This window comes from Gordonia sp. DT219 (assembly GCF_049847065.1).
GTDB lineage: Bacteria > Actinomycetota > Actinomycetes > Mycobacteriales > Mycobacteriaceae > Gordonia.
Map to the genome: position 1 here is coordinate 45,588 of NZ_JBNCNR010000014.1, position 21,333 is coordinate 66,920.

The 21,333-nt window shown below is 68.0% G+C and carries 18 protein-coding genes; 11 read left to right on the top strand and 7 right to left on the bottom strand.

Going from position 1 to position 21,333, the window contains the following annotated elements; translation table 11 throughout:
• Nucleotides 1-10: 10 nt before the first annotated feature.
• Entirely contained in the window at nucleotides 11-1,114 is a 1,104-nt protein-coding gene (locus ACPXB3_RS16115) for an acyl-CoA dehydrogenase family protein (protein ID WP_425728408.1), read from the bottom strand.
• A 438-nt stretch (nucleotides 1,115-1,552) separates the two neighbouring features.
• Between ACPXB3_RS16115 and ACPXB3_RS16120 the strand changes: the two genes are divergently transcribed.
• Nucleotides 1,553-2,446: a TauD/TfdA dioxygenase family protein gene (locus ACPXB3_RS16120; RefSeq protein WP_425728475.1), complete on the top strand. Its 894-nt coding sequence runs from the start codon at nucleotides 1,553-1,555 to the stop codon at nucleotides 2,444-2,446.
• A 48-nt stretch (nucleotides 2,447-2,494) separates the two neighbouring features.
• Here the strand turns inward: ACPXB3_RS16120 and ACPXB3_RS16125 are convergent, their stop codons facing one another.
• The 3 genes from ACPXB3_RS16125 to ACPXB3_RS16135 form a co-directional block, all read right to left on the bottom strand.
• Nucleotides 2,495-4,087, bottom strand: a complete 1,593-nt coding sequence (locus ACPXB3_RS16125) for a copper resistance protein CopC (RefSeq protein WP_425728410.1) — start codon at nucleotides 4,085-4,087, stop codon at nucleotides 2,495-2,497.
• A 3-nt stretch (nucleotides 4,088-4,090) separates the two neighbouring features.
• Nucleotides 4,091-4,810: a YcnI family protein gene (locus tag ACPXB3_RS16130; protein WP_425728412.1), complete on the bottom strand. Its 720-nt coding sequence runs from the start codon at nucleotides 4,808-4,810 to the stop codon at nucleotides 4,091-4,093.
• Between the two features lie 95 nt (nucleotides 4,811-4,905).
• Nucleotides 4,906-5,835, bottom strand: a complete 930-nt coding sequence (locus ACPXB3_RS16135) for a LysR family transcriptional regulator (protein WP_425728414.1) — start codon at nucleotides 5,833-5,835, stop codon at nucleotides 4,906-4,908.
• A gap of 406 nt (nucleotides 5,836-6,241) precedes the next feature.
• On the opposite strand from ACPXB3_RS16135, the gene ACPXB3_RS16140 reads away from it, so the two are divergent.
• The 5 genes from ACPXB3_RS16140 (at nucleotide 6,242) to cysC (ending at nucleotide 12,326) form a co-directional block, all read left to right on the top strand.
• Complete coding sequence (locus ACPXB3_RS16140; protein ID WP_425728416.1) at nucleotides 6,242-7,078, top strand: NADPH-dependent oxidoreductase; 837 nt, start codon at nucleotides 6,242-6,244, stop codon at nucleotides 7,076-7,078.
• A 63-nt stretch (nucleotides 7,079-7,141) separates the two neighbouring features.
• Nucleotides 7,142-8,611 carry a sulfatase family protein gene (locus ACPXB3_RS16145; protein ID WP_425704714.1) on the top strand — a complete coding sequence of 490 codons (1,470 nt, stop codon included), beginning with the start codon at nucleotides 7,142-7,144 and terminating at the stop codon, nucleotides 8,609-8,611.
• 96 nt (nucleotides 8,612-8,707) lie between these two features.
• Nucleotides 8,708-9,508 carry a trehalose 2-sulfotransferase gene (gene stf0 / locus ACPXB3_RS16150; RefSeq protein WP_425728418.1) on the top strand — a complete coding sequence of 267 codons (801 nt, stop codon included), beginning with the start codon at nucleotides 8,708-8,710 and terminating at the stop codon, nucleotides 9,506-9,508.
• Nucleotides 9,505-10,437 carry a sulfate adenylyltransferase subunit CysD gene (gene cysD / locus ACPXB3_RS16155; RefSeq protein ID WP_425704712.1) on the top strand — a complete coding sequence of 311 codons (933 nt, stop codon included), beginning with the start codon at nucleotides 9,505-9,507 and terminating at the stop codon, nucleotides 10,435-10,437. The genes stf0 and cysD overlap by 4 nt, the downstream gene beginning before the upstream one ends.
• Nucleotides 10,437-12,326 (top strand): adenylyl-sulfate kinase, encoded by a 1,890-nt coding sequence (gene cysC / locus ACPXB3_RS16160; protein ID WP_425728420.1) that lies wholly within the window; start codon nucleotides 10,437-10,439, stop codon nucleotides 12,324-12,326. The genes cysD and cysC overlap by 1 nt, the downstream gene beginning before the upstream one ends.
• 61 nt (nucleotides 12,327-12,387) lie before the next feature.
• Here the strand turns inward: cysC and efeB are convergent, their stop codons facing one another.
• The 3 genes from efeB to efeU are packed head-to-tail and all read right to left on the bottom strand — an operon-like array spanning nucleotide 12,388 to nucleotide 16,629.
• Entirely contained in the window at nucleotides 12,388-13,683 is a 1,296-nt protein-coding gene (gene efeB, locus ACPXB3_RS16165; RefSeq protein ID WP_425728422.1) for an iron uptake transporter deferrochelatase/peroxidase subunit, read from the bottom strand.
• 40 nt (nucleotides 13,684-13,723) lie between these two features.
• Nucleotides 13,724-14,914, bottom strand: coding sequence for an iron uptake system protein EfeO (gene efeO / locus ACPXB3_RS16170; protein WP_425728424.1), 1,191 nt, complete (start codon nucleotides 14,912-14,914; stop codon nucleotides 13,724-13,726).
• Complete coding sequence (efeU, locus tag ACPXB3_RS16175; protein WP_425728426.1) at nucleotides 14,911-16,629, bottom strand: iron uptake transporter permease EfeU; 1,719 nt, start codon at nucleotides 16,627-16,629, stop codon at nucleotides 14,911-14,913. The genes efeO and efeU overlap by 4 nt, the downstream gene beginning before the upstream one ends.
• Before the next feature lie 283 nt (nucleotides 16,630-16,912).
• Between efeU and ACPXB3_RS16180 the strand changes: the two genes are divergently transcribed.
• The 5 genes from ACPXB3_RS16180 to ACPXB3_RS16200 all read left to right on the top strand — a co-directional run bounded on the left by ACPXB3_RS16180 (nucleotide 16,913) and on the right by ACPXB3_RS16200 (nucleotide 21,317).
• Nucleotides 16,913-17,659: a lytic transglycosylase domain-containing protein gene (locus ACPXB3_RS16180; protein WP_425704839.1), complete on the top strand. Its 747-nt coding sequence runs from the start codon at nucleotides 16,913-16,915 to the stop codon at nucleotides 17,657-17,659.
• Nucleotides 17,660-17,782: 123 nt separating this feature from the next.
• Nucleotides 17,783-19,066: a phosphopyruvate hydratase gene (eno, locus tag ACPXB3_RS16185; protein WP_425704707.1), complete on the top strand. Its 1,284-nt coding sequence runs from the start codon at nucleotides 17,783-17,785 to the stop codon at nucleotides 19,064-19,066.
• Between the two features lie 13 nt (nucleotides 19,067-19,079).
• Complete coding sequence (locus ACPXB3_RS16190; protein ID WP_425704706.1) at nucleotides 19,080-19,793, top strand: FtsB family cell division protein; 714 nt, start codon at nucleotides 19,080-19,082, stop codon at nucleotides 19,791-19,793.
• Between the two features lie 55 nt (nucleotides 19,794-19,848).
• Nucleotides 19,849-20,373 (top strand): DUF501 domain-containing protein, encoded by a 525-nt coding sequence (locus ACPXB3_RS16195; RefSeq protein ID WP_425728443.1) that lies wholly within the window; start codon nucleotides 19,849-19,851, stop codon nucleotides 20,371-20,373.
• Complete coding sequence (locus ACPXB3_RS16200; RefSeq protein WP_425728447.1) at nucleotides 20,370-21,317, top strand: exopolyphosphatase; 948 nt, start codon at nucleotides 20,370-20,372, stop codon at nucleotides 21,315-21,317. Before ACPXB3_RS16195 ends, ACPXB3_RS16200 begins: the two co-directional genes overlap by 4 nt.
• Nucleotides 21,318-21,333 lie beyond the last annotated feature (16 nt).

The following is a 21,333-nucleotide window of genomic DNA, read 5'->3' on the forward strand; positions in this document are numbered from 1 at the left end:
CCCGGCGCTCTCAGTCCGGGGGAGTGAGACTAGTCAGTTGCGCGGCACGCCCGGTCGCGTTCTGTCCCTGGACGTGGAAGAAAAGGATTGTGCGGGCATAGAACTGGGCCGTGTCGTCCCGCGCGATACCGTGGCCGGCGCGTGCGACGAGCAGTGCTCTGGACAAGGCCGAGAGAGCGTCGAAGGTGGCGACGCGCGTGTTCAGGCGCTGCTGCACATCGAGTGAGGGGTCCTTGGCGTCGGCCGCCGCATCGATGAGTTGGTAGGCCCCGGATCGGAGCCGATCGATCTGGGGACGCCACGCCCGCGCGAGGGCGCGCGCCTCGTCGGCGGTGGATTCGGAGAGTTCGTTCAGGATCGACTCGGCGAGGCCGAAGTGGTGTGGCCGAGCGTCATTGGCGTTTCCGACGTCGTTGTGATGCCATTCCTCGATCGTCTGCACGGACAACACGTTCTCGTCGGGGACGAATACCTCGTCGAGGAAAACGCGTTCGGTTCGGCTGCCGGTGAGCGCGGCGAGTTCCAATGGGGCGGCGCGCAGCCGGTCGGTGACCGGGATCAGCGCGGTGACGACCCGGCGCTCGGCGGAATCGATGGCGGCCGTGGTCAGTACCGAGTTGAGGCCCCAGCCACTGACCCATGACACCCGCCCCGTGACGACCCAGCCGCCGGTGATCCGGCGGGCCCGGATGTAGTGATCCGGGAAGCGCCGGACATCGCTCAACGCAGCGCCGGCCAGTCGCTCGCCGCGCAGGATGTCGAGTGCGAGATCGGGGAGTGTCAGTCCCTCGTCGCGGGCCGCGATGAGTCGTGCGGCGATGGGCGCGTGTTGTGCCCACACCAGCCAGGTGTTGGGGCATGCCCCGGCGATGATCTCGTGGAGCCGCCGATCATCCGCGCGTCCCAGGCCGGCACCGCCGAATTCGGCTGGGGCGAGATGGTTGAGGAGCCCCAGGGTCGCGAATTCGGTGATTCGCTCCGGGGCGACCGCGGTGGCGTCGGTGGCGAGTGCGCGGGGCCGCAGGACGCTCTCGGCGTAGTTCTCGACCTCGGTGAGGAAGGGATGAACATCGGTGGCGGCCGGGGTGTCGGTGGGGCGACCGGTGATGGTCATGCGCGAATTCCTTTCCGCCGGGGCGTGGTCCTCGGGTCGAGATGATTCTGAATCGTGGCAGCAGTTGTCGAGATAGCCGCTCGGATAGGGAGTTTGCGAGAAATCACCTTTCCCAGAGTAGCCATCGGAGCGTTCGCCATCGATTCTTGTGCTCACCTTGATCGAAGATGCACTGCACCGGGAGTCTTTGGTGAATATCACCCATCGGATCTTCGGTGTCCTCGTAGTGAAAGATCGTTGTTCCCGACGGGCCCGGGTTTGCACACTGTGACCGGCCGGTGGCGATTCGCGCCGGCATGGCCGTGCCAGGCCGATACTCATGATGGGAGAAACACCGTGACCCAGGTGCAGGAGAACGCAGTACAGGAGAACCCAGTCCAGGAGAACCCAGTCCAGGAGAACCCAGTACCGGATAGGGCAGGGACCACCGGCCTCGACATCGCGCCGTCGGCCGGTTACATCGGGGCCGAGATCGGCGGCGTGGACCTCGGCGGCCCGCTCGCCCCGGAAGTGGTCGACCAGATCAGGAATGCCCTCCACGAATACAAGGTGATCTTCTTCCGTGATCAGCGGATCGGTCATGCCGAACAGATCGCGTTCGCCCGGCTCTTCGGAAAGATCACCCCGGCTCATCCGCATGAGGAGCGGCCGCCGGCGGGTTTTCCGGAGATCCTGCCGATCGACAGCCGGCGCTATGAAGAAAATCTCGGGCGCAAGCGGACCTCCTATGACCATAGCTGGCATACCGATGTGACCGCGCTGGTGAATCCGCCCGCGGCCTCGATACTGCGTGCCGACATCGTCCCGCCATACGGGGGCGACACCACGTGGACCAATCTGGTTGCGGCCTACGAGGGGCTTCCGCAAGAACTGCGTGACCTCGCCGATACGCTCGACATCAAGCACCAATTCGCGCCGCGCGCGGCGGCGGGCAGCCAACGCGCCCGGAAGATTTCGGAGGCCAACCTGGTCGCCTATCACCCGGCGGTACGGGTTCACCCGGTGACCGGGGAACGGGCACTGTTCGTCAGTCCCGGATTCACGCGTGGCGCGCGGGAGATCCGCGGTTTCTCCCCGGAGCAGAGCGAGCAGATCCTGCGCTTGTTGTGGCAGGAGGCCACCCGCATCGAATACACGGTCCGGTTCCGTTGGGCCCCGGGCAGTGTCGCCTTCTGGGACAACCGCGCCACCGCACATCTGGCCATCGGGGACGCCGCACATCTCGGTCATGATCGGGTTCTCTACCGGGTCACCCTCGAAGGCGACATCCCGATCGGTGTCGACGGACGCGAGTCCGAACTCGTCTCGGGCGAGCCGTTTCTGGGATCCTGACCCGGCATCGAAGCTCGTCGTCGGACTACCGGGTTCGGTGCCGAGGGGTCACCGAACCCGGTAGGAGAACGAGGCCAGCCGAGGCCCCTGCGTGCCGTCGAGTCGCACGGTCACCCTCCAGTGGCCGGCCGCCGGAACGATCAGGTCCCGGCTGCGCCAGGTGTGACCGCGCGGTGTGCGGGATTCGGTCAGATCCACGGGGAGGCGCGCGACGTTGGCGTCGGCGGACGACAGTTCGACGTCGACGGTCGGTGTCGTCCCGGCCGGGGCCGGATCGACGACGGTGAGTCCTTGCTCTCCCCGGCGGATCGAATCGATCCGGACGTCGAGTCGCTGGGAGTTCCCGAAATCGAGATGGGCGGTGACCGATTCGTCGAAGCTGTCGCGTGCCGGGGTCAGCGACGACAGGATCGACGTCAGCGACATCACGATCACGGCCAGCGCGCATTCGACGAGTAGCAGCCGTCGTCGCCCGCCGCCCTCGGCCGGGACCCGACGCCTCCGGTAGGTGCGCAGTACCCCGTATCCGGCCACGACCGTGCATGCGACGGCTGCCACCTTGGCCGTCAATGTCAGGCCGTAAGCGGTGTGCACCAACGCCTTCAACGGCGCGACCTGGAGGAAGGCGAGTGTCACCCCGGACGCGGCGAGCACGACGAGATGTCCGACGACCACGCGATGCCAGCGTTCGATGCGCAGTGGTGCCGGCCGGAGGGCGGCAAGGAGTGCGATCCCGCCCAACCACACCGACGCGGTGTAGACGTGCGCGAGCGTCGCGACGAGCGAATAGGGCCAGCGCCCGCCGGCACCCCCATGGCCGGCGAGGGTGATGGACACGATCGCGCATGCGCCGCCGAGATACCCGAGGAGTTGGGTAGGCCAACGTGTTCCGGGTGGACACAGTCCGGCCGCCACCGCGGTCGCCGCCGCCGCGGCGAGCGCGATACCCACTTTTCCGTCGAGCACGGTTGTCCACCCGGGAACCGACCACCCGGCGCCCCCGGATTGCTGGCGCGCAAGGAGTATCAGGCGGGCGGCGAGGCCGGCGACGAGTACTGCCGACCCGATCCGGTAGGTGCGCCGGAACCGGGGCAGCGCGGGCGTTTCCGGCCACACCCATCGCGCGGCCAGCAGCAGCCCCGCGGTGAGGACGGTCCCGGCGTAGACCGCCACCTTCGCCAGAAGGCCCCCGATCGTATCCGTCGTCGGCGTCGCGTTCTGCGGCGCGGGCATCGCACCGAGTTCGGTCACCGATCCGACCGTGAATCGCACCGCCAACGACACGACGTGGGTGTCGGCGGACACCACCCGCACGGTGGCCAGATAGGCACCGTCGCCTGGCGGATGTGCCGGTGTCAGGACGACGCGTCGGCCCCCGTCGGTCAATTGGGCCGACCGCAGCGTCGCGCGTGTTCCGTTGGCGCCCAGAATGCTTGCCGAGCCGGCGACGATGCTGACCGGCTCGTTCAACTCGACCGACACCGTTGCCGGGCCCTCGTCGAGATGGCTGCCGTCGGCCGGACTGCTGGATACGACGACGGCGTGTGCGGATGCCGGAGCGGCTGTCGCGGTCAGCCAGCAGCACGCCGCCGCGAAGCAGAGCACCACGATTCCCGCGAACCGGCGCGGCGAGTGCGACAACTCCTATTCCGGCCTGTTGCGGCCCGACCGGTACACGAATGCCAGTGCGACGAGGGCGAGAACGGCGACCACCAGGCCGGCGATCGCTATCCACCGTGATGTCCAGTCCGGGTTCTCGGAACCGGTCTCGGCGTGGTCGAGCGCTTGACCGTGGGCGTCTTGTCCGGCGGCGCCGAGATGCACGACGGGCGCCGGATGCTCCGGTTCGCTGCTCTGATCGACCGCGATCTCGTTCCAGGAGACGGTGGATCCGTCGCTGTAGCGTTGCTCGGTGGGCAGGTTCACCGTATTCGTGTTCGTCGGCCACGGTCCGGCGGAGAATGCGAACTGTCCGAGTTCTGTTGAGGTGAGCGCGTTGTCGGGCGTCGTTGCGGTCCAGGTGATGCGGGTGACGCGGCCGTCGGCGCCGGATCGGTGGTCGACGGTGGCGGTCCATCCCGGCACCGGGGTGGTGCGGGCCGAGGTGAAGTCGACGCCGTCGGGGATGGTGACCGAGACCGCCGTCGTCTTCGCGGTGTCTGATTCGCTCGGAACCAGCAGGCGCACGACTCCGTATCCGCCTGCGGCGATCTGGGTGCCGGGATCCACGGTCACATGGGCGTCGGCACGGGGGAGTGGGGCAAGCGCGAGTTGCGCGAAGCCCAACGTGGCCACGATCGCGGCGAGCATGAGTGCACCGCGTCCGAGGCGGTGACGACGGTTGTGGGATTGGTTGCGGCGCATGGAGTCTCCTCATCGAGCAGGGTTGTGTCGACCGGATACTGCCCGGGCCGGCGACCGCGAGCAATCTTTATCCGCGGACGGATCAGATGGGCACGCTATCCGGCCAGCCCGATCGGGGTCCGGGTGGCGCGAAGCGCTCCTTCGGAGATCAGCTGCAGCGCGCGCAGTGCGATAGCTGTCTTCGGATCCCGTTGACGCCCCGCGCGGACCACAGCCTGGATCTGTCGTGTCTCCAATGTGACATCGTCGACGACGAGTGGCCGGAGATGCTCGGGCACGGTGAGCAGTGGGACGACGGCCGGCCCGATCCCGGTTCCGGCGACATCGCAGATGTTGCGGGCGCCGACGAGCCGGTGGGTGATGCGGGGGATGAATCCGGAGCGCTCACCCGCACGCATGACGGCGATCCCCAGACCGGAATCGGCGGTTCCGGACACCCACTGTTCGTCGGCGAGCGTCGAGAGCCCTCGCGTCCGGATCGCGACGTGCAGGCGCGGCGGTGCCATGAGTACGAGTGGTTCGTCGATGAGCGGCACCGTCATCAGGCCGCTCTGGGATTCGTGGCCGCCGAACCCATAGGCGCAGGTGATCGCGAGGTCGGTTTCACCCTGGCGCAGGAGTCGCAGGGCACGTGCGCGATTCTCTTGTTGGATGAGCACCCGGACGTCGGGTGCGTCCTCGGCGAGACGTTGCATCATCGGCGCCACCAGCAATGAGATGCCCATGTTGAACGAGGCGACCACGAGTTGTCCCGACGCCCGGTCGACGGTGGCGGCCACCGCGCTCATCGCCTCGTCGAGGGCACCCAGAACGCGACGGGCGTGGTCGGCGAGCACCTCACCGCTGCGGGTGAGTCCCAGCGTCCGGCCGTCCCGGCGGAAGAGGACGGCGCTGCTCTCCTCTTCGAGGACGCGTAGCTGTTGGGACACCGCAGAACTCGTGATGTGTCTGCGTTCGGCGACGGCGGTGACGGTACCGAGTTCGGCGAGGTCGCACAGGAGCATCATGCGTTTGAGATCGATCATCGTCGGCTCCCGTCCGTGGAAGGCGCCGGGCGCGCGTGGATTCGGCGTGGGAGTTGCCGCAAATCGGTTCTGATGACTGTCATTCGGGCCTTTGGGGGGTGGTTCGGCGGTGGGCCGCCGCGCCGGAGAATCCACCTGGCTTCACGCAAGGTGCGACGCACCCCGGCGACGTATCAGACCGGCACAGCGTAAACCGCATGCCCGCCAACCGGTACTGATTGCCGTCGTTCCGACCACCGTGCGCAATACGAAAGCCGACCGGCGTTCGCCCGGCGGCCCGATGTTCGCCACGATCAGGCTGGTGGCCAATAATTCTCGCAGCGAGAAACAATTGACCTCCCGCACGTGAGGGTGGAGTGTGACCGTCGCAATCGGAGTCGACAGGCCCACAACAGCGGGAGAAGCCATGCCCATCACCGAACAGGTGCCCCTCACCGGACAAGCCGTATCCATCGCCGAACGCTATGGCGAACCCGACGCGACGCTGGAGGTCAGCAACGATTCACTCGCGATCCAGCTCGCACATCGCTCGGTGCGCGCATTCACCGACGACCCTGTCGACGATGCGCGGGTGCACGCCATCGTGGCCGCCGCCCAATCCGCGCCGACCTCGTCCAACCTGCAGCCGTGGAGTGTCATCGCCGTCCGCGATGCCGGGCGCCGGGCGCGACTGGCCGAACTGGCCAACCACCAGCAGTTCATCGTCGAGGCCCCGCTGTTCCTGGTGTGGATCGCCGACCTCGATCGCGTCCGGCGACTGGCCGCACGGGCCGGGAAGCCGCTGGACGGGGCGGACTATCTGGAGACCACGCTCATCGGCATCATCGACACCTCGCTCGCGGCGCAGAATGCCGTCGTGGCCGCCGAATCCCTCGGACTGGGAACGGTTTTCGTCGGAGCCCTCCGAAACCGGCCACGTGAGGTGGCCGCGGAGCTGAACCTCCCGCCGCACACCGTCGCGGTGTTCGGCCTCGCCGTCGGCACCCCCGACCCCGCCGAGCGTGCGGGCATCAAGCCACGCCTGCCGCAGTCGGCGGTCCTGCACCACGAGCAGTATGACGCCGAGGGTGCCGATCGGGACCTCGCCGGGTACGACGAGTCGCTGTCGCGGTACAACCGTGCGCACGGGCTGACCGGTGATTGGAGCAGTCGCGTACTCGCCCGACTCGCGAACGCCGACGCGTTACACGGCCGCGACCGCTTGCGTGATCACCTGGAATATCTCGGGCTATCGGCCCGGTGATCGATCCACGCCGTGGTCGGAGACCTCGTGACGCCGAAAACGTCGGGCGTGCATCATTGAGGGATGCTCTTTCCTGACACCGATGACCACGCAGCGGCCGACCCGACCCGCGAGAACGTGATCCTGGTGCACTGGCACGACCTCGGCCGCCACCTCGGGTGCTACGGCGCCGATGGCGTGGAGAGCCCGCATCTGGACCGTCTTGCCGCGTCGGGAATCCGCTTCGCCGACGCGCATTCGACCGCGCCGCTGTGTTCTCCGGCGCGCGGATCGCTGTTCACCGGGCAATATCCGCACCACAACGGGCTCGTCGGGCTCGCCCATCATGGCTTCGCCTACCGAGCGGGCGTGCAGACCCTGCCGGCGATCCTGCACGAGGCGGACTACCGGACGGTGCTGTTCGGCATGCAGCACGAGAGCACCGACCCCACCAGCATCGGTTTCGATTCCGTCGACGTCTCCGATTCCCGCTGCGACCACGTCGTCGCCGAATCCCAGTGGTGGTTGCGACATCACCTCGCGACCGAGCCGGACCGTCCGTTCCTGCTCACCGCGGGCTTCTTCGAAACCCATCGGCCCTATCCCGACGACGAGTACCCGCCGGCCGATACCGGCGACATCGAGGTGCCGGGCTTTCTGCCCGATACCGACGATGTGCGTGCGGACATGGCGGGATTACACGGCAGCATCACCAAAGCCGATGCGGCTGTAGGTCGTCTGCTCGACACCGTCGACGAACTCGGGCTCGCGGCGAACACCTGGATCATCTTCGTCACCGACCACGGGCTGGCATTTCCCCGGGCCAAATCGACGCTGTACGCCGAGGGCACCGGGATCGCGCTGATCATTCGTCCGCCCGCGGCCCGGTCGTTACCGCCGCAGGTCTACGACGGACTGTTCTCGGGGGTGGACCTCACCCCGACGATTCTCGATCTGGCCGGCGTGGAGATCCCGGCCGACGTCGACGGCGCCTCACATGCGCCGGAACTGGTCACCGCGGCGCCCGCGCCGGTACGCGATGAGGTCTACACCGAGAAGACCTACCACGATGCGTTCGACCCGATCCGGGCCGTGCGCACCAAGCAGCACAGCTACATCGAGAACTATGCGCACCGGCCGGAGCTGCTGTTGCCACTCGACATCGCCGACAGCCTCTCGGCGCGGTCGATCGACCCGGCGAGCACCGCCCGGGCACGCCCGCACGTCGAGCTGTACGACCTGACTTCCGATCCGTACGAACGCAACAACGTGGCCGACGATCCTCGGTACGCTGCGATACGGACATTGCTTGCCGAACGTCTCGCGCAGTGGCGTGCCACCACCGGTGACACCATCCCGCGCGAGGAGGAGGGCACCGCGATCGCCGAGGCGTTCATGGCCGCCTTCGCGGCGAAAGCGCACGACATCGACCCCGACGAGGAGGCGCTGCCGTCGCGGCGGCCGTTGGGGGAGCAGCGTGAGCTGCGCGGCGAGATCACCTCCGGCGAGGGTGGGACGGTCCGCGCATCGGCCGCGGACCCGACGCGTCGCTGAGCCTCGGCATCCGGGCCGCGTGTTGTCAAGGATTTTCCGCTCGCTGACCTTAAAAGCCCAGGTTGCAGTCCCTTTCGGGCTGGTTACACTGAGCCGGTGTCCAACCCGGAGAACTACCTGGTGTGCGCCAGTCAGCGCAGCGGCAGCACCCTGCTCGTCGAATCGTTGTCGGCGACCGGGGTGGCCGGCAGGCCCGAGGAGTTCTTCCAGTACCTCCCGTCGTCGTCGTTGGCGCCGCAGCCGCGCGAATGGTTTGCCGGCGTGACGGATTCGTCGATACTCGAGCTGCTCGACGACGCCGAACCGGGGGAGGTCGACACCCGGGAGTTCGCGCAGTGGCGCGCCGATGTCCGCGCCGCCGGCGCGACACCCAACGGGGTATGGGGCGGCAAGCTGATGTGGAATCAGACCCCGCTGCTCGTCGCGCGCACCCGCGTGGCGTCCGGACAATTGCGGACAGCCGTTCGCCAGTTGCTCGGTGCAGATCCGCTGTTCATTCATGTCCATCGGGAAGATGTTGTCCCCCAGGCGGTGTCGATGTGGCGCGCCGTCCAGACGCGGGTCTGGCGGGACGGTCACGGACCGCACTTCGATGCCGATCGCGACGCGGGCGCCCAGTACCACGCCGAAGCGATTGCGCACCTTGCGGGACTATTGGTGGATCAGGAACGTCAGTGGCGGCGCTGGTTCGACGAGGAGAGGATCGAACCGATCGAGATCGAATTCGGGAAGCTGGTCTCCGATCCGCAGGGCGCGACTGCGGCGGTGCTCTCGGCGCTGAATCTCGACCCGGGGCTGGCTCCGCCGCCTCCGCTCAAACCGCAGTCCAACGCGCGATCGCGCGACTGGGTTCGGCGTTACCGTCTCGACGCGGAAAGGTACGGATACCCGCTATGACCACGCCGGACTTCGATCACGTCGGGGCGCTTCGTGTTCTGGAAGCCGAATCGGTCCACATCATCCGGGAGGTCGTCGCCGAACTCGAACGGCCGGTGCTGCTGTTCTCCGGCGGCAAAGACTCCATCGTGCTGCTCCGGTTGGCCGAGAAGGCATTTCGGCCGCACCCGCTGCCTTTTCCGATCCTGCACGTCGACACGGGACACAACTTCGACGAGGTCATCGAATTCCGCGACCGCCGCGTCGCGCCGAGCGCCCAGAACCCGGCAGGCATCAGGCTGATCGTCGCCTCCGTTCCCGAGGCGATCGCCGCCGGTCGCGTCGCCGAATCCACCGATCCGTCCGGTTCGCGCAACCGTCTGCAGACCCGGGTGTTGTTGGACGCGCTCGAAGAAGGCGGTTTCGACGCCGCATTCGGCGGTGCGCGCCGGGACGAGGACCGGGCGCGCGCCAAGGAGCGGGTGTTCAGCTTCCGGGATGAGTTCGGGCAGTGGGATCCGCGCGCGCAACGGGCCGAGCCGTGGTCGCTCTACAACGGCCGGATCCGCCGGGGCGAATCGGTGCGGGTGTTCCCGCTGTCGAACTGGACCGAGGCCGACATCTGGCGCTACATCGAGTTGGAGGACCTCGACCTGCCGCCGATCTACTACGCGGCGCAGCGCGAGGTCTTCGACCGGGACGGGATTCTGCTTGCGGTGTCGCAGTTCTCGCAGCCCTCCGCGCGCGATCAGGTGAGTACCGAGTGGGTGCGGTACCGGACCGTCGGTGATCTCACCATCACCGGAGCGGTGCGCTCGCGGGCGACCACCATTCCCGAGATCATCGCCGAGATCAGCGAGGCGACCGTCTCCGAGCGGGGCGCGACCCGCGCCGACGACCGGACGTCGTCGGCGGCCATGGAGGACCGCAAGCGAGAGGGCTACTTCTGATGAGTACGGCGATTCCCACTGCGCGCCGTCAGATTCTGCGGCTGGCCACGGCAGGCAGCGTCGACGACGGAAAATCCACCCTGATCGGCCGGTTGCTGCATGACACCGGCAGTCTGCCCACCGATCATCTGGCCGGGGTCACCTCCGACGACGGCGTCATCGACCTGGCGGCACTCTCCGACGGTTTGCGGGCCGAACGTGAGCAGGGCATCACGATCGATGTCGCCTACCGGTTCTTCGCCAGCGACACCCGTAGCTACGTCCTTGCCGACACCCCGGGTCACGAACGCTATACCCGCAACACCTTCACCGGCACCTCCAACGCCCACGTGGCGGTGCTGCTGGTCGACGCGCGCCGGGGCGTGCTGCGGCAGACGCGCAGGCATGCGCGGATCGCCACCCTCGTCGGGGTGCCGCATGTGATCGCGGCGGTCAACAAGATCGACCTGGTCGGCTTCTCCCAGCAGCGATTCGACGAGCTGCAGGCGGAGCTGAACGAACTCGCCGTGCAATTGGGTATCGACGAGATCGCCGCCATCCCGGTGGCCGCCACCCTCGGCGACAACGTCGTCCACCGATCGCCGAAGACCCCGTGGTATTCCGGCCCCACGCTGCTGGAGTACCTGGAATCGGTTGAGCTGCAAGCACCCTCACCCGAACCGCGCGAGCTGAGGCTGCCGGTGCAGTGGGTCTCACGCCCGGGTGCCGACGGCAAACGCACCTACACCGGACGCGTCGCCGCCGGTACCGTCGCGCCCGGTGATCCGGTGACCGTGCTGCCGTCGGGATCGCGCAGCACGGTGACGTCGGTGGACACCCTCGATCCGCAGCGTCCGGTGGCGGTCGCCGGACTGTCGGTCTCGGTGCAACTGGGCGACGAGATCGACGTCGGCCGTGGCGATGTCATCGTCAGCGGGGCGGCCGACGCACACCTGCCGGTGACGGCGCGCGAGCTCTCGGCGACGCTGTGCTGGCTGTCGGAGACACCGTTGCACGCCGGTGACCGGGTCGCCCTCAAGCAGGGTGCGCACACGGTCCGGGCGACGGTGCAGTCGCTGGAGCGTCGCCTCGATCCGGAATCGCTCCTCGAGGTCGTCGGGCCGACGGAGTTGGGGCTCAACGACATCGGCACGGTCACGTTGCGCACGTCGTCGATCGTGGTGGCCGACGCCTACGCCGACAACCGCGACACCGGCGCGTTCATCCTGATCGACGAGGCGTCCAACGACACCGTCGCCGCGGGGACGATCCTCGAATCGCGCGAGGTCATCCCCGGCAAGGCGACGCGCAACGACATCAAATGGCACCCGAGTTCGCTCAACCGGTCCGAGCGTTGGGCCAAGACCGGCCAACGCGGCGCCACGGTTTGGCTGACCGGACTGCCGGCGTCGGGTAAGTCGACCGTGGCGGTGGCCCTCGAGCGTGCACTGGTCAACCGGGCACGGGTCGCCTACCTCGTCGACGGCGACAACATCCGGCACGGCATCTCCGACGACCTCGGCTTCTCGCCGGGCGATCGTGCCGAGAACATCAGGCGCGTCGGGCATCTGGCCCGGCTGTTCGCCGACGCCGGGGTCATCGCGATCGCGTCGATGGTCTCGCCGCTTCACTCCGACCGGGAGATCGCCCGCGAGTTGCACCGGGCCGCCGACCTGGACTTCATCGAGGTGCACGTCTCCACACCGGTCGGCGAATGCGAACGGCGTGATCCCAAGGGGCTTTACGCCCGGGCCCGCCGCGGGGAGGTGAAGGGACTCACCGGCATCGACGCACCCTACGAGAAGCCGCAGTCACCGGACCTGCGATTCGACACCACCGGCGCCGATATCGACGACCTCGCCGGGCGCGTGCTCGCCCTCCTCGTCGAACGCGGCGTCGTCGACGAGTGAGTGCCGTACTTTCATGCCACCTGGTGACACCGAAATACGGCACTGTTCTGGCGACGCGCGCTCAGCCCTGATACCCGAACATCTTCTTGCCGTACCAGTCGCCGATCTCGGTGAGACCGGGCGGGATCGCCCACAACGAGCTGGAAATCGGTGAGATGTACTCGTTGAGGGCGTCCTGGGCCAGATTGTTCTGGATGCGCGCAAACTGTTCGTGTGCATTCTTCTGGAACGCCATGAAGAACAATCCTGCCGCCAAAGTCCCGGTGCGGGTGTCTATCCCGTCGGTGTAGTTGTATCCACGGCGCAGGATCTGGGCGCCGCCGTTGTTGTCGGCATGCGCGAGCCGCACATGCGAGAACCGGTCGATCTCGGTGTGCCCGTCGGCGGAGGTGGCCGTGAAATCGAGGTCGGTGAACTCACTGCCGCCGGAGAGTGGTGCGCCAGAGTCCTTGGTGCGGCCGAAGATCCGTTCCTGATCGGAGATGTCGTCGGAATCCCAGGCCTCGATGTGCATCCGGATCTTGCGGGTGACGAGGTAGCTGCCGCCGCTCATCCACGGCTGGTCGGTCTCGTCGCCGACCCACACCCACTGGGCGGCGACCGAGCGCTCCTCGGCCTTGATGTTGGCGGTTCCGTCCTTGAAGCCGAACAGATTACGCGGCGTGACCTGTGAGGTGCTGGTCGCCGACGCGCGCCCGAAGCCCTCCTGCAGCCACCGCAGGGTCACCACGTTGCGGCCGATGCGGGCGAGGTTGCGCACCGCATGGAAGGCGACCTGCGGATCCTCCGAACACGCCTGCACGCAGATGTCGCCACCACTGATGCTCGGATCGATGGTGGTGTCGACGGCCAGCTGCCCCAGCGGGGCGAGGGCGGCCGGTCGCTTCGCGGCCAGTCCCAGACGATCGTCGAAGAAGCTCGGGCCGAACCCGACGGTGACGGTGAGCCGGTGCGGGCCGAGGTCGAAGGCCTCACCGGTATCGGCCGGCGGGGCCTCCGGCCGCGACTCGACCGGTCCCACCGGCTTGCCCTCGGCGAGCAGGCTGGCCGCGGCGGCCCAGCGGGCCATCATGACCTCGACCTCGTGGACCGTGGTCGATTTGAGGTCGAACGCGGCGAAGACGAGCGAATTCTGTTGGCTGGTGGTGATTCCGGCCTGATGGTCGCCATAGAAGGGCACCGTGGCCGCACCCGGATCACTCGACTGATCGGCGGTGGCCGAATAGGTGATGCCCGCGCCGGCGGCACCGCCGACCGCCAGACCGGCGCCGGCGATCCCGGCACCGGTGAGGAATCCTCGCCGGTTCACCCGGCCCCGCTTGCCCGGCGTCGGTTCTGGCGTGTCGGCGGTACTCATCGGTTCTCGAACTCTCCTGTGGTGCAGTGCAACTGAGTTGTCAGCTCGCGGCCGCGATCTTGCCGCCCGCCTGTGACAGCGGGTCCTTGACGGCGATGATCGCAGCGGCCATGTCGCGCTTTTGTTGTGCGGACACATCGTTGAACAGCTTGAAACCGCCGGGCGCGTTGGGGTCCCGGAAGCTGTCGATGAGCGATTCGACGTGATCGAATGCCTGCTGGATCGTCGCGGTCAACTGCGGATCGATCTCGTTCAGCGCCGGCTTGACGATTGCGAACGCCTGCTGACTGCCCTCGATGTTGGCCTGCATGTCGACGAAGTCGATGTGCGAGTACGCCTCTTCCTCACCGGTCAGCTTGCTCGTGGACACCTCGTCGAGCAGGTCACCGGCACCGTTGATGATGTCGGCGGGCTTGACGGTGAACGACGGTTCGCTGACGAGTCGCTGCAGGTCTTTGACGTCCTTGAGCAGGGTGGCGCCCACCGGACCCATCCCGTCGAGGTTGTCGGCAGCCCACAGCTGCTTCTCGATGACGTGGAAACCCTGCCAGGTGTCGCCGGGGCCGAGGGCATCCGGGCGGGCGTCGATGGCGACGTCGAGGTTCACCGCATTGTTGTCCGAACAGTCCGAAGCGCCGTTGGCACAGAACGATCCGGCGATGGGCTCGATGCGTTCGTAGTATGGCCGGGCCTTGATGTAGGCGTCCTTGGCGGCATTGACGTCGCCGGAGTTCACCGCCGCCACGAGCGCCTCGGTGGCGGTGGTGAGGCTGTTGGCCTGGGTGACGACGTACTTCTTGTACTCGGCGCCGGCCGCGTTGAGCTGGTCGGCGACGCTGCCCGAGGCGCGGGCGGCCTGCCCGGTCACGGTGAACGTCGTCTTCTCGTTCGTCGCGCCCGGGCAGTAGATCTGGTAGGTGCCGCCGTCGAGCTTGTGGGAGAAGGAGGTTGCGGCCATGCCGGGCGCGATGTTCTCGCGTTCGGCGAGGATCTTGCCGTCCTGGAGCAACTCCACCTCGCTGACCGCGGCGGCGTTGGTGTTCTTGATCTCGAAGGTGATCGGGCCGGCGTCGACCTTGTCGGGGGTGACCTTGCAGCCGTCGTCGGTCATCTCGACGGTCACCGTCTTCGCGCCGCTCGACGAGCCGTTGTCGTCATTGCTGCTGCAGGCGGCCACCCCCACGATGGCCACTGCGGTCGCCGATACGGCGACGAGTCTGGAAGCCCTCATCGGGTTCTCTCCTTTTCCTCCAACGGCGCCAACGCGGCGGCCGGGACCTCATCCGGGTCGGCGCCGACGGGCTCGGGCCCCGGCGCCTTCCGGTCACCGTCGTGCGACACCGGGGCCTGCGGTGTCGTGCGACGACGGGACGACAACACGAGCACTCCGGCGATCGTCGCGAGGACCGCCGCGATCACGGTGAGTGCGATGGGGATGGTCACGCCACGAGAGTCGTGCCCATGCTGCTGTTCGTCGGCAGCGCCGACGGCGGCGAGTGCGGCGGCGTCGGGCCGATGGGCGGCGCCGAACGTGGCGACCTTGCCCAGGACGACCGCAGAGCCATGCTCGGGGGTCGCGGTCGCGGTGATCGCATAGCGGACCTCGGTGGCGAGCGGCCGCCCGAAGTGCGGGTCGACCGACACCGTGACCGCGGCGCTCACCACATACACGACCGGCGCCGACTCGCCGAAGCGGCGGGTATCGAGACCCACCGGGAGCCGTCCACCGTTGGCGTCGACGATCTGCGCGACGCTCACCCGGGTCGGCGCGTCCGGTACGAGCGCGGTGCTCGGCACGTCGGGGGTGACGACCTGATCGAAGGTGGCTGCGGCGACGCCGCCGTAGGTGGTGGACCGGCCGCCGGCGAGGCGGGTGAGCGGGGTCGTGACGCCATCGGTGTGCAGAACGCCCGAGGCGGTGTCGCCGGCGGTGCCCTCGACGGTGACGGCGACGTCGGCGGGTGGTCGCACGGTCGAGTGCGCGAGGATGCCGCTGGTGGCCGGGGCGCTCGTCGTCGCGGCCCGCAGGGTCGACGACGGTGGCTGCGGTGGCGCGGGCGCGGTGAGGAAGACGACGAGTGCCGCGACGGCTGCCGCCGCGGCGAGGGCGCCGGAGGTCAGGGCCGCGAGACGTCGGGGGAACGGCCGGCCCGCGGGCCAGAGCACGGCCGTGCCGACCACGGCGACGTAGACGATCCAGCCGATCAGCTCGATCAGCACCGGCTTCGGCTGCAACCCGAGCACCCCGGTCAACAACGACGACTGCACCGATCCCGGGCGCACCAGCCACGTGAGGTCGACGACCTGCTGCTGACCGATGTCGAGCCACCCGGCCTCATGCGCGGTGTGCAGCGCCGTCATCACCAGTCCGGCGGCGACCAGCACCAGCAGCAGGCCGGTGATGGTGAAAAAGCGCGCCAGGTTGATGTGCACGCCGCCCCGGTAGATGCCGTAACCGAGTGCGACGGCAATGGCGATACCGAGGATCGCGCCGAGCGTCGAGGGGAGCGCGTTGCCGCTCGCATTGAACGCCGCCACCAGAAAGACCGCGGTCTCGAGTCCTTCGCGCAGCACGGCGAGAAAGGCCATCAGCACGAAAGCGATCGCCGACCCGCTCGCCATGGCATCGGTCGCGGCAGCTTCCAAGTCGCCCTTGAGGTCTCGGGAGTGTCTGCGCATCCAGACGATCATGTAGGTGACCATCGCGACGGCGATCACGCCGATGACCGTCTCGAGTGCCTCCTGCTCGCGTTGGGGCAGGTCGCGGGAGAGCACCTCCAGCCCGATCGCCACCGCGACACAGATGGCCACCGCGACGACGACGCCGGCCCACATCCAGCGCAGTGCGTCGGCTCGTTGCTGACGGCGCAGGAACGCGGCGATGATGCCGACGATCAGGGCGGCCTCGAGGCCTTCACGCAGCCCGATGATCAGAGTGGCGAGCACAACCGACCTCCCCGTGAATGTGGACGACGCCACGTGTGCGTGGACGCAGCACCCGCGACCGGCTCCATGGATGACTTTCTTCCGCGTGATCCGGCTCGGGCCGGCGAACATTGGTAAGGCTAACCGAGCACAGTAGACCCTTGGTCGGGGGGAACCGGAATCGGGCGCCGGCAGTTGAGGTTGACTGTGGGTCGTTCACGCATCCGGCCGTGCGCGGCACGGATGATGGTGTGCAGGCGGCCGAGCGTTCGAAGAGAGTGGAGTTGCGGTGCAGGCGGGCAAGATGGTGTGGCGCTACCGCGGGATCGTGGTGGCCGCCGCGGCAGCGGTGATCGGGTCGGTGACGCTCACGAGTTGCCTCGACGTGGGATCGCTGAATCGCCCCGACATCCCCGACGGCATCCCGCCGGCTCCCGGGGTGCAGCAGCCCTACATCGACATCGATCAGCCGGGCCGTACCGCCGAGCACATGGCCGACTGGGCGCGCCCGATCGCCGACGGCACCGGCATCCCGCTGACCTCGCTCGAGGCCTACGGCAATGCCGCCGAGATCCAGCGTCAGCAGCACCCCGAGTGCGGCATCGCCTGGACCAGCCTCGCCGGTATCGCCGGCGTGGAGAGCAAGCACGGCACCTACCGCGGTGCGACCGTCGCCGCGAACGGTGATGTGGCCCCGGCGATTCGCGGCGTTCCCCTCGACGGCACCGGCGGCAACCTCGCGATCCCCGACACCGACCACGGCCGGCTCGACGGAGACCCCACCCACGATCGTGCGATGGGGCCCTTCCAGTTCATCCCGGAGACGTGGGAGCGCTACGGCGTCGACGCCAACGGCGACGGCAGGGCCGACCCGGACAACATCGACGACGCAGCCCTCTCGGCCGCCCGCTATCTGTGCGTGTCGTCAGGCGGCGACATGACCACCGCGGCCGGCTGGGAGAAGGCGGTCAAGGTCTACAACAATTCGCGGGCCTACGTGATCAACGTCCGCGATCACGCCAACGCCTATTCGGTGAACGTCCGATTCTGACGCCCGGTCACCACGACCCACGGTGGCACTCGTCGGAAGAATCGATGGCCATGCCCTAGGCTTTGACGCGTAACCGTCGGCGCCCGAGCGGTCGCCGACCCGTCCACCGAAAGGGGCGTAAGCGTGGCAATCATCGAACAGGTGGGCGCTCGTGAAATTCTCGACTCGCGCGGCAACCCGACCGTCGAGGTCGAGGTGGTCCTCGACGACGGCACCTTCACGCGGGCCGCGGTCCCGTCGGGTGCGTCGACGGGCGAACACGAGGCGGTGGAGCTGCGCGACGGGGGTGAGCGCTTCAACGGCAAGGGCGTGACCAAGGCCGTCGAAGGTGTACTCGGCGAGTTGGCGCCCGCGGTCATCGGCATCGACGCCGAGGAGCAGCGTCTGGTCGATCAGGCTCTCCTCGACTGCGACGGCACGCCCGACAAGGGCCGGATCGGCGCTAATGCGATCCTCGGTGTCTCGCTCGCGGTGGCCAAGGGTGCTGCCGAATCGGCCGGGCTGCCGCTGTTCCGCTACGTCGGCGGCCCCAATGCGCACATCCTGCCGGTGCCGATGATGAACATCATCAACGGCGGTGAGCACGCCGACAACGGCATCGACTTCCAGGAATTCATGATCGCCCCGGTCGGCGCCCCGACCTTCAAGGAGGCGCTGCGCTGCGGAGCCGAGGTCTACCACGCACTCAAATCCGTACTGCACAAGCAGGGGCTCAACACCGCACTCGGTGACGAGGGTGGCTTCGCGCCCGACCTGCCGAACACCGAGGCGGCCATCGCGGTCATCGGCGAGGCGGTCGAGAAGGCCGGATACGGCTTCGGTCGCGATGTGGTGATCGCGCTCGACGCGGCGTCGACCGAGTTCTTCTCCAACGGCGTCTACAAACTCGAGGGCAAGGACTTCTCCGCCGACGAGATGGTGCCGTTCTACGAGAAGCTCATCACCGACTTCCCGATCGTCTCCATCGAAGACGGTCTGGCCGAAGATGATTGGGATGGCTGGGCCAAGCTCACCGAGGCCATCGGCGATCGGGTGCAGCTCGTCGGCGACGATCTGTTCGTCACCAATCCCGAGCGGCTCGAGGAGGGCATCTCCAAGGGCATCGCCAACGCGCTGCTGGTGAAGGTGAACCAGATCGGCACCCTGACCGAGACCCTGGATGCCGTGGCGCTGGCCCACAACAACAGCTACAAGTCGATGATGAGTCATCGCTCCGGCGAGACCGAGGACACCACCATCGCCGACCTGGCGGTCGCGTGCGGGTGCGGGCAGATCAAGACCGGCGCCCCGGCCCGCAGCGAGCGCGTCGCCAAGTACAACCAGCTGCTGCGTATCGAGGAGGGCCTGGGCGACGCGGCACGCTACGCCGGGGACCTCGCCTTCCCACGGTTCTCGTTCGGTTCGTGATTAGCTAGGGCCCATGGCTGATGCCGATGGGCGTTTCAACTCGGGACGCGACGGGCGTCGGCGGGCGAAGCGATCCAGCAGGGATCTGCGTTCGGAAGAACGCGCCCGCCGCGCCACTCGTCGTCCCGCCTCGTCGCCGACCCGCCGCTCCACGACCTCGTCGACGGGGCCCGCGGTCTCGGTGATCGAGACCGGTGAGCAGGAGATCCACCGCGACGACGTGGGATTGGTCGATGAGATCGATCCCGACGCCCTCGCACCGGCCGGCCCCGAGCGCAGGCGGACGACGTCGCGATCGGCCCGGCCGTCGCGCCGGCGCCCCAACCTCACCGACACGATCGCGACCCGGGTGCGTGGCCTGGACGCCAAACGTGCGGTGATCATGGCGCTGGTGCTCGGCGTCGTCGCCCTCGCGTTGGCGCCGTCGTTGCGCAACTACTACGCGGGGCGCTCGGAGTACAACCAGGTCGTCGCATCCAATGAGCAACTGCGTCAACAGACGTCGTACTACCAGCAGAAGGTCAACGAGCAAGGTGACCCCGCCTACAAGGAGGCGCAGGCCCGCGAGCGGCTGCAGATGCTGCGGCCGGGCGAGACCGGGCTGGTGATGGTGTATCCCGGGGACGCGGAGAAGCAGGCCGCGCAGAAGGCCGCCGAGCAGCACGCCCGCAATCCCTGGTACGGCAACCTGTGGGAGTCGGTGGCGACCCCACCGGGCGGACACTGAGAATTCCGCCCGTCGAGACGATGGCTCTTTCCTCGGCGACTACTGTTGACCTCTCGTGAGCATCTCCGACGACGACCTGGCGATCGTGACCGCCCAACTCGGCCGGGAACCGCGTGGTGTGGTCGAGGTCAGCTACCGCACCCCCGACGGCGTCCCGGCCGTCATCAAGACGGTGCCGCGGCTGCCCGACGGCACGCCGTTCCCGACGCTGTATTACCTGACCGATCCCCGCCTCACGTCGGAGGCGAGCCGTCAGGAGTCGGCGGGGGTGATGAAGGAGATGTCGGCGCGGTTGTCGACCGATCCCGCCCTCGCGTCGGCATATCGGCGGGCCCACGAATCGTATCTGGCCGAGCGTGACGACATCGATTCGCTGGGAACGGATTTCACCGGCGGCGGGATGCCCGACCGCGTCAAGTGCCTGCACGTGCTCATCGCGCATTCACTGGCCAAGGGGCCGGGGGTGAATCCGCTCGGGGACGAGGCGGTGGCACTGGCCGCCGACGCCGGATTGCGTGGCACCGCGATACCTGCGGACTGGCCGGTCGCCGCCCCGACCGAGGCGGGGGATGCGTCGTGACCGTCGTGGCCGCGGTGGACTGCGGCACCAATTCGATCCGGCTGCTCGTGGCCGGTCCGGGCGAGGACACGCCGTTGACCGATCTCCATCGCGCGATGCGCGTGGTGCGGCTCGGGCAGGGAGTCGACGCGACCGGCACATTCGCCGACGAGGCGATCGAGCGCACCCGCGTGGCGCTTGCCGACTACGTCGACGTCATGGTCGCCGCCGGGGTCGAGAAGGTGCGCATGGTGGCGACCTCGGCAACGCGTGACGCGAAGAACCGGGACCGGTTCTTCGCGATGACCGCAGAGCTGCTCGGACGGGTCGTGCCGGGTGCGGTCGCCGAGGTCATCACCGGCGACGAGGAGGCGCAACTGTCGTTCCGCGGCGCCGTCGGTGAACTCGACGCGGATCAGGGACCGTTCGTCGTGACCGATCTCGGTGGCGGATCGACGGAGGTGGTTCTCGGCGATGCGCAGGGCGTGACCGCCGGTTTCTCGGCCGACATCGGCTGTGTGCGCGTCACCGAACGCGCCTTGCACTCCGATCCGCCGACCGCCGACGAGGTGGGCGCCGCGCAAGCATTCATCGCCGAACGGCTCGCCGAGGCGTTCGCGCGGGTGCCGGTCGCCTCGGCCAGAACCTGGGTCGGCGTCGCCGGAACCCTGACCACTCTTGCGGCGCTACATCTCGGGCTGGCGCAGTACGACTCCGAGGCGATCCATCTGTCCCGGGTGCCCCTGGCCGATCTCGACCGGGTGTGCCGCGATCTGGTCGCCATGTCCCGCGCCGACCGCGCCGCGCTGGGGCCGATGCACCCCGGCCGCGTCGACGTCATCGGCGGCGGTTCACTGGTGACGATGGAACTGGCCCGTCAACTCGCCGAGCGCGCCGGCATCACCGAACTCGTCGTCAGCGAACACGACATCCTCGATGGGATCGCGCTGGGTTTGCTCGACTGAGCTGGTGGCGTACTGC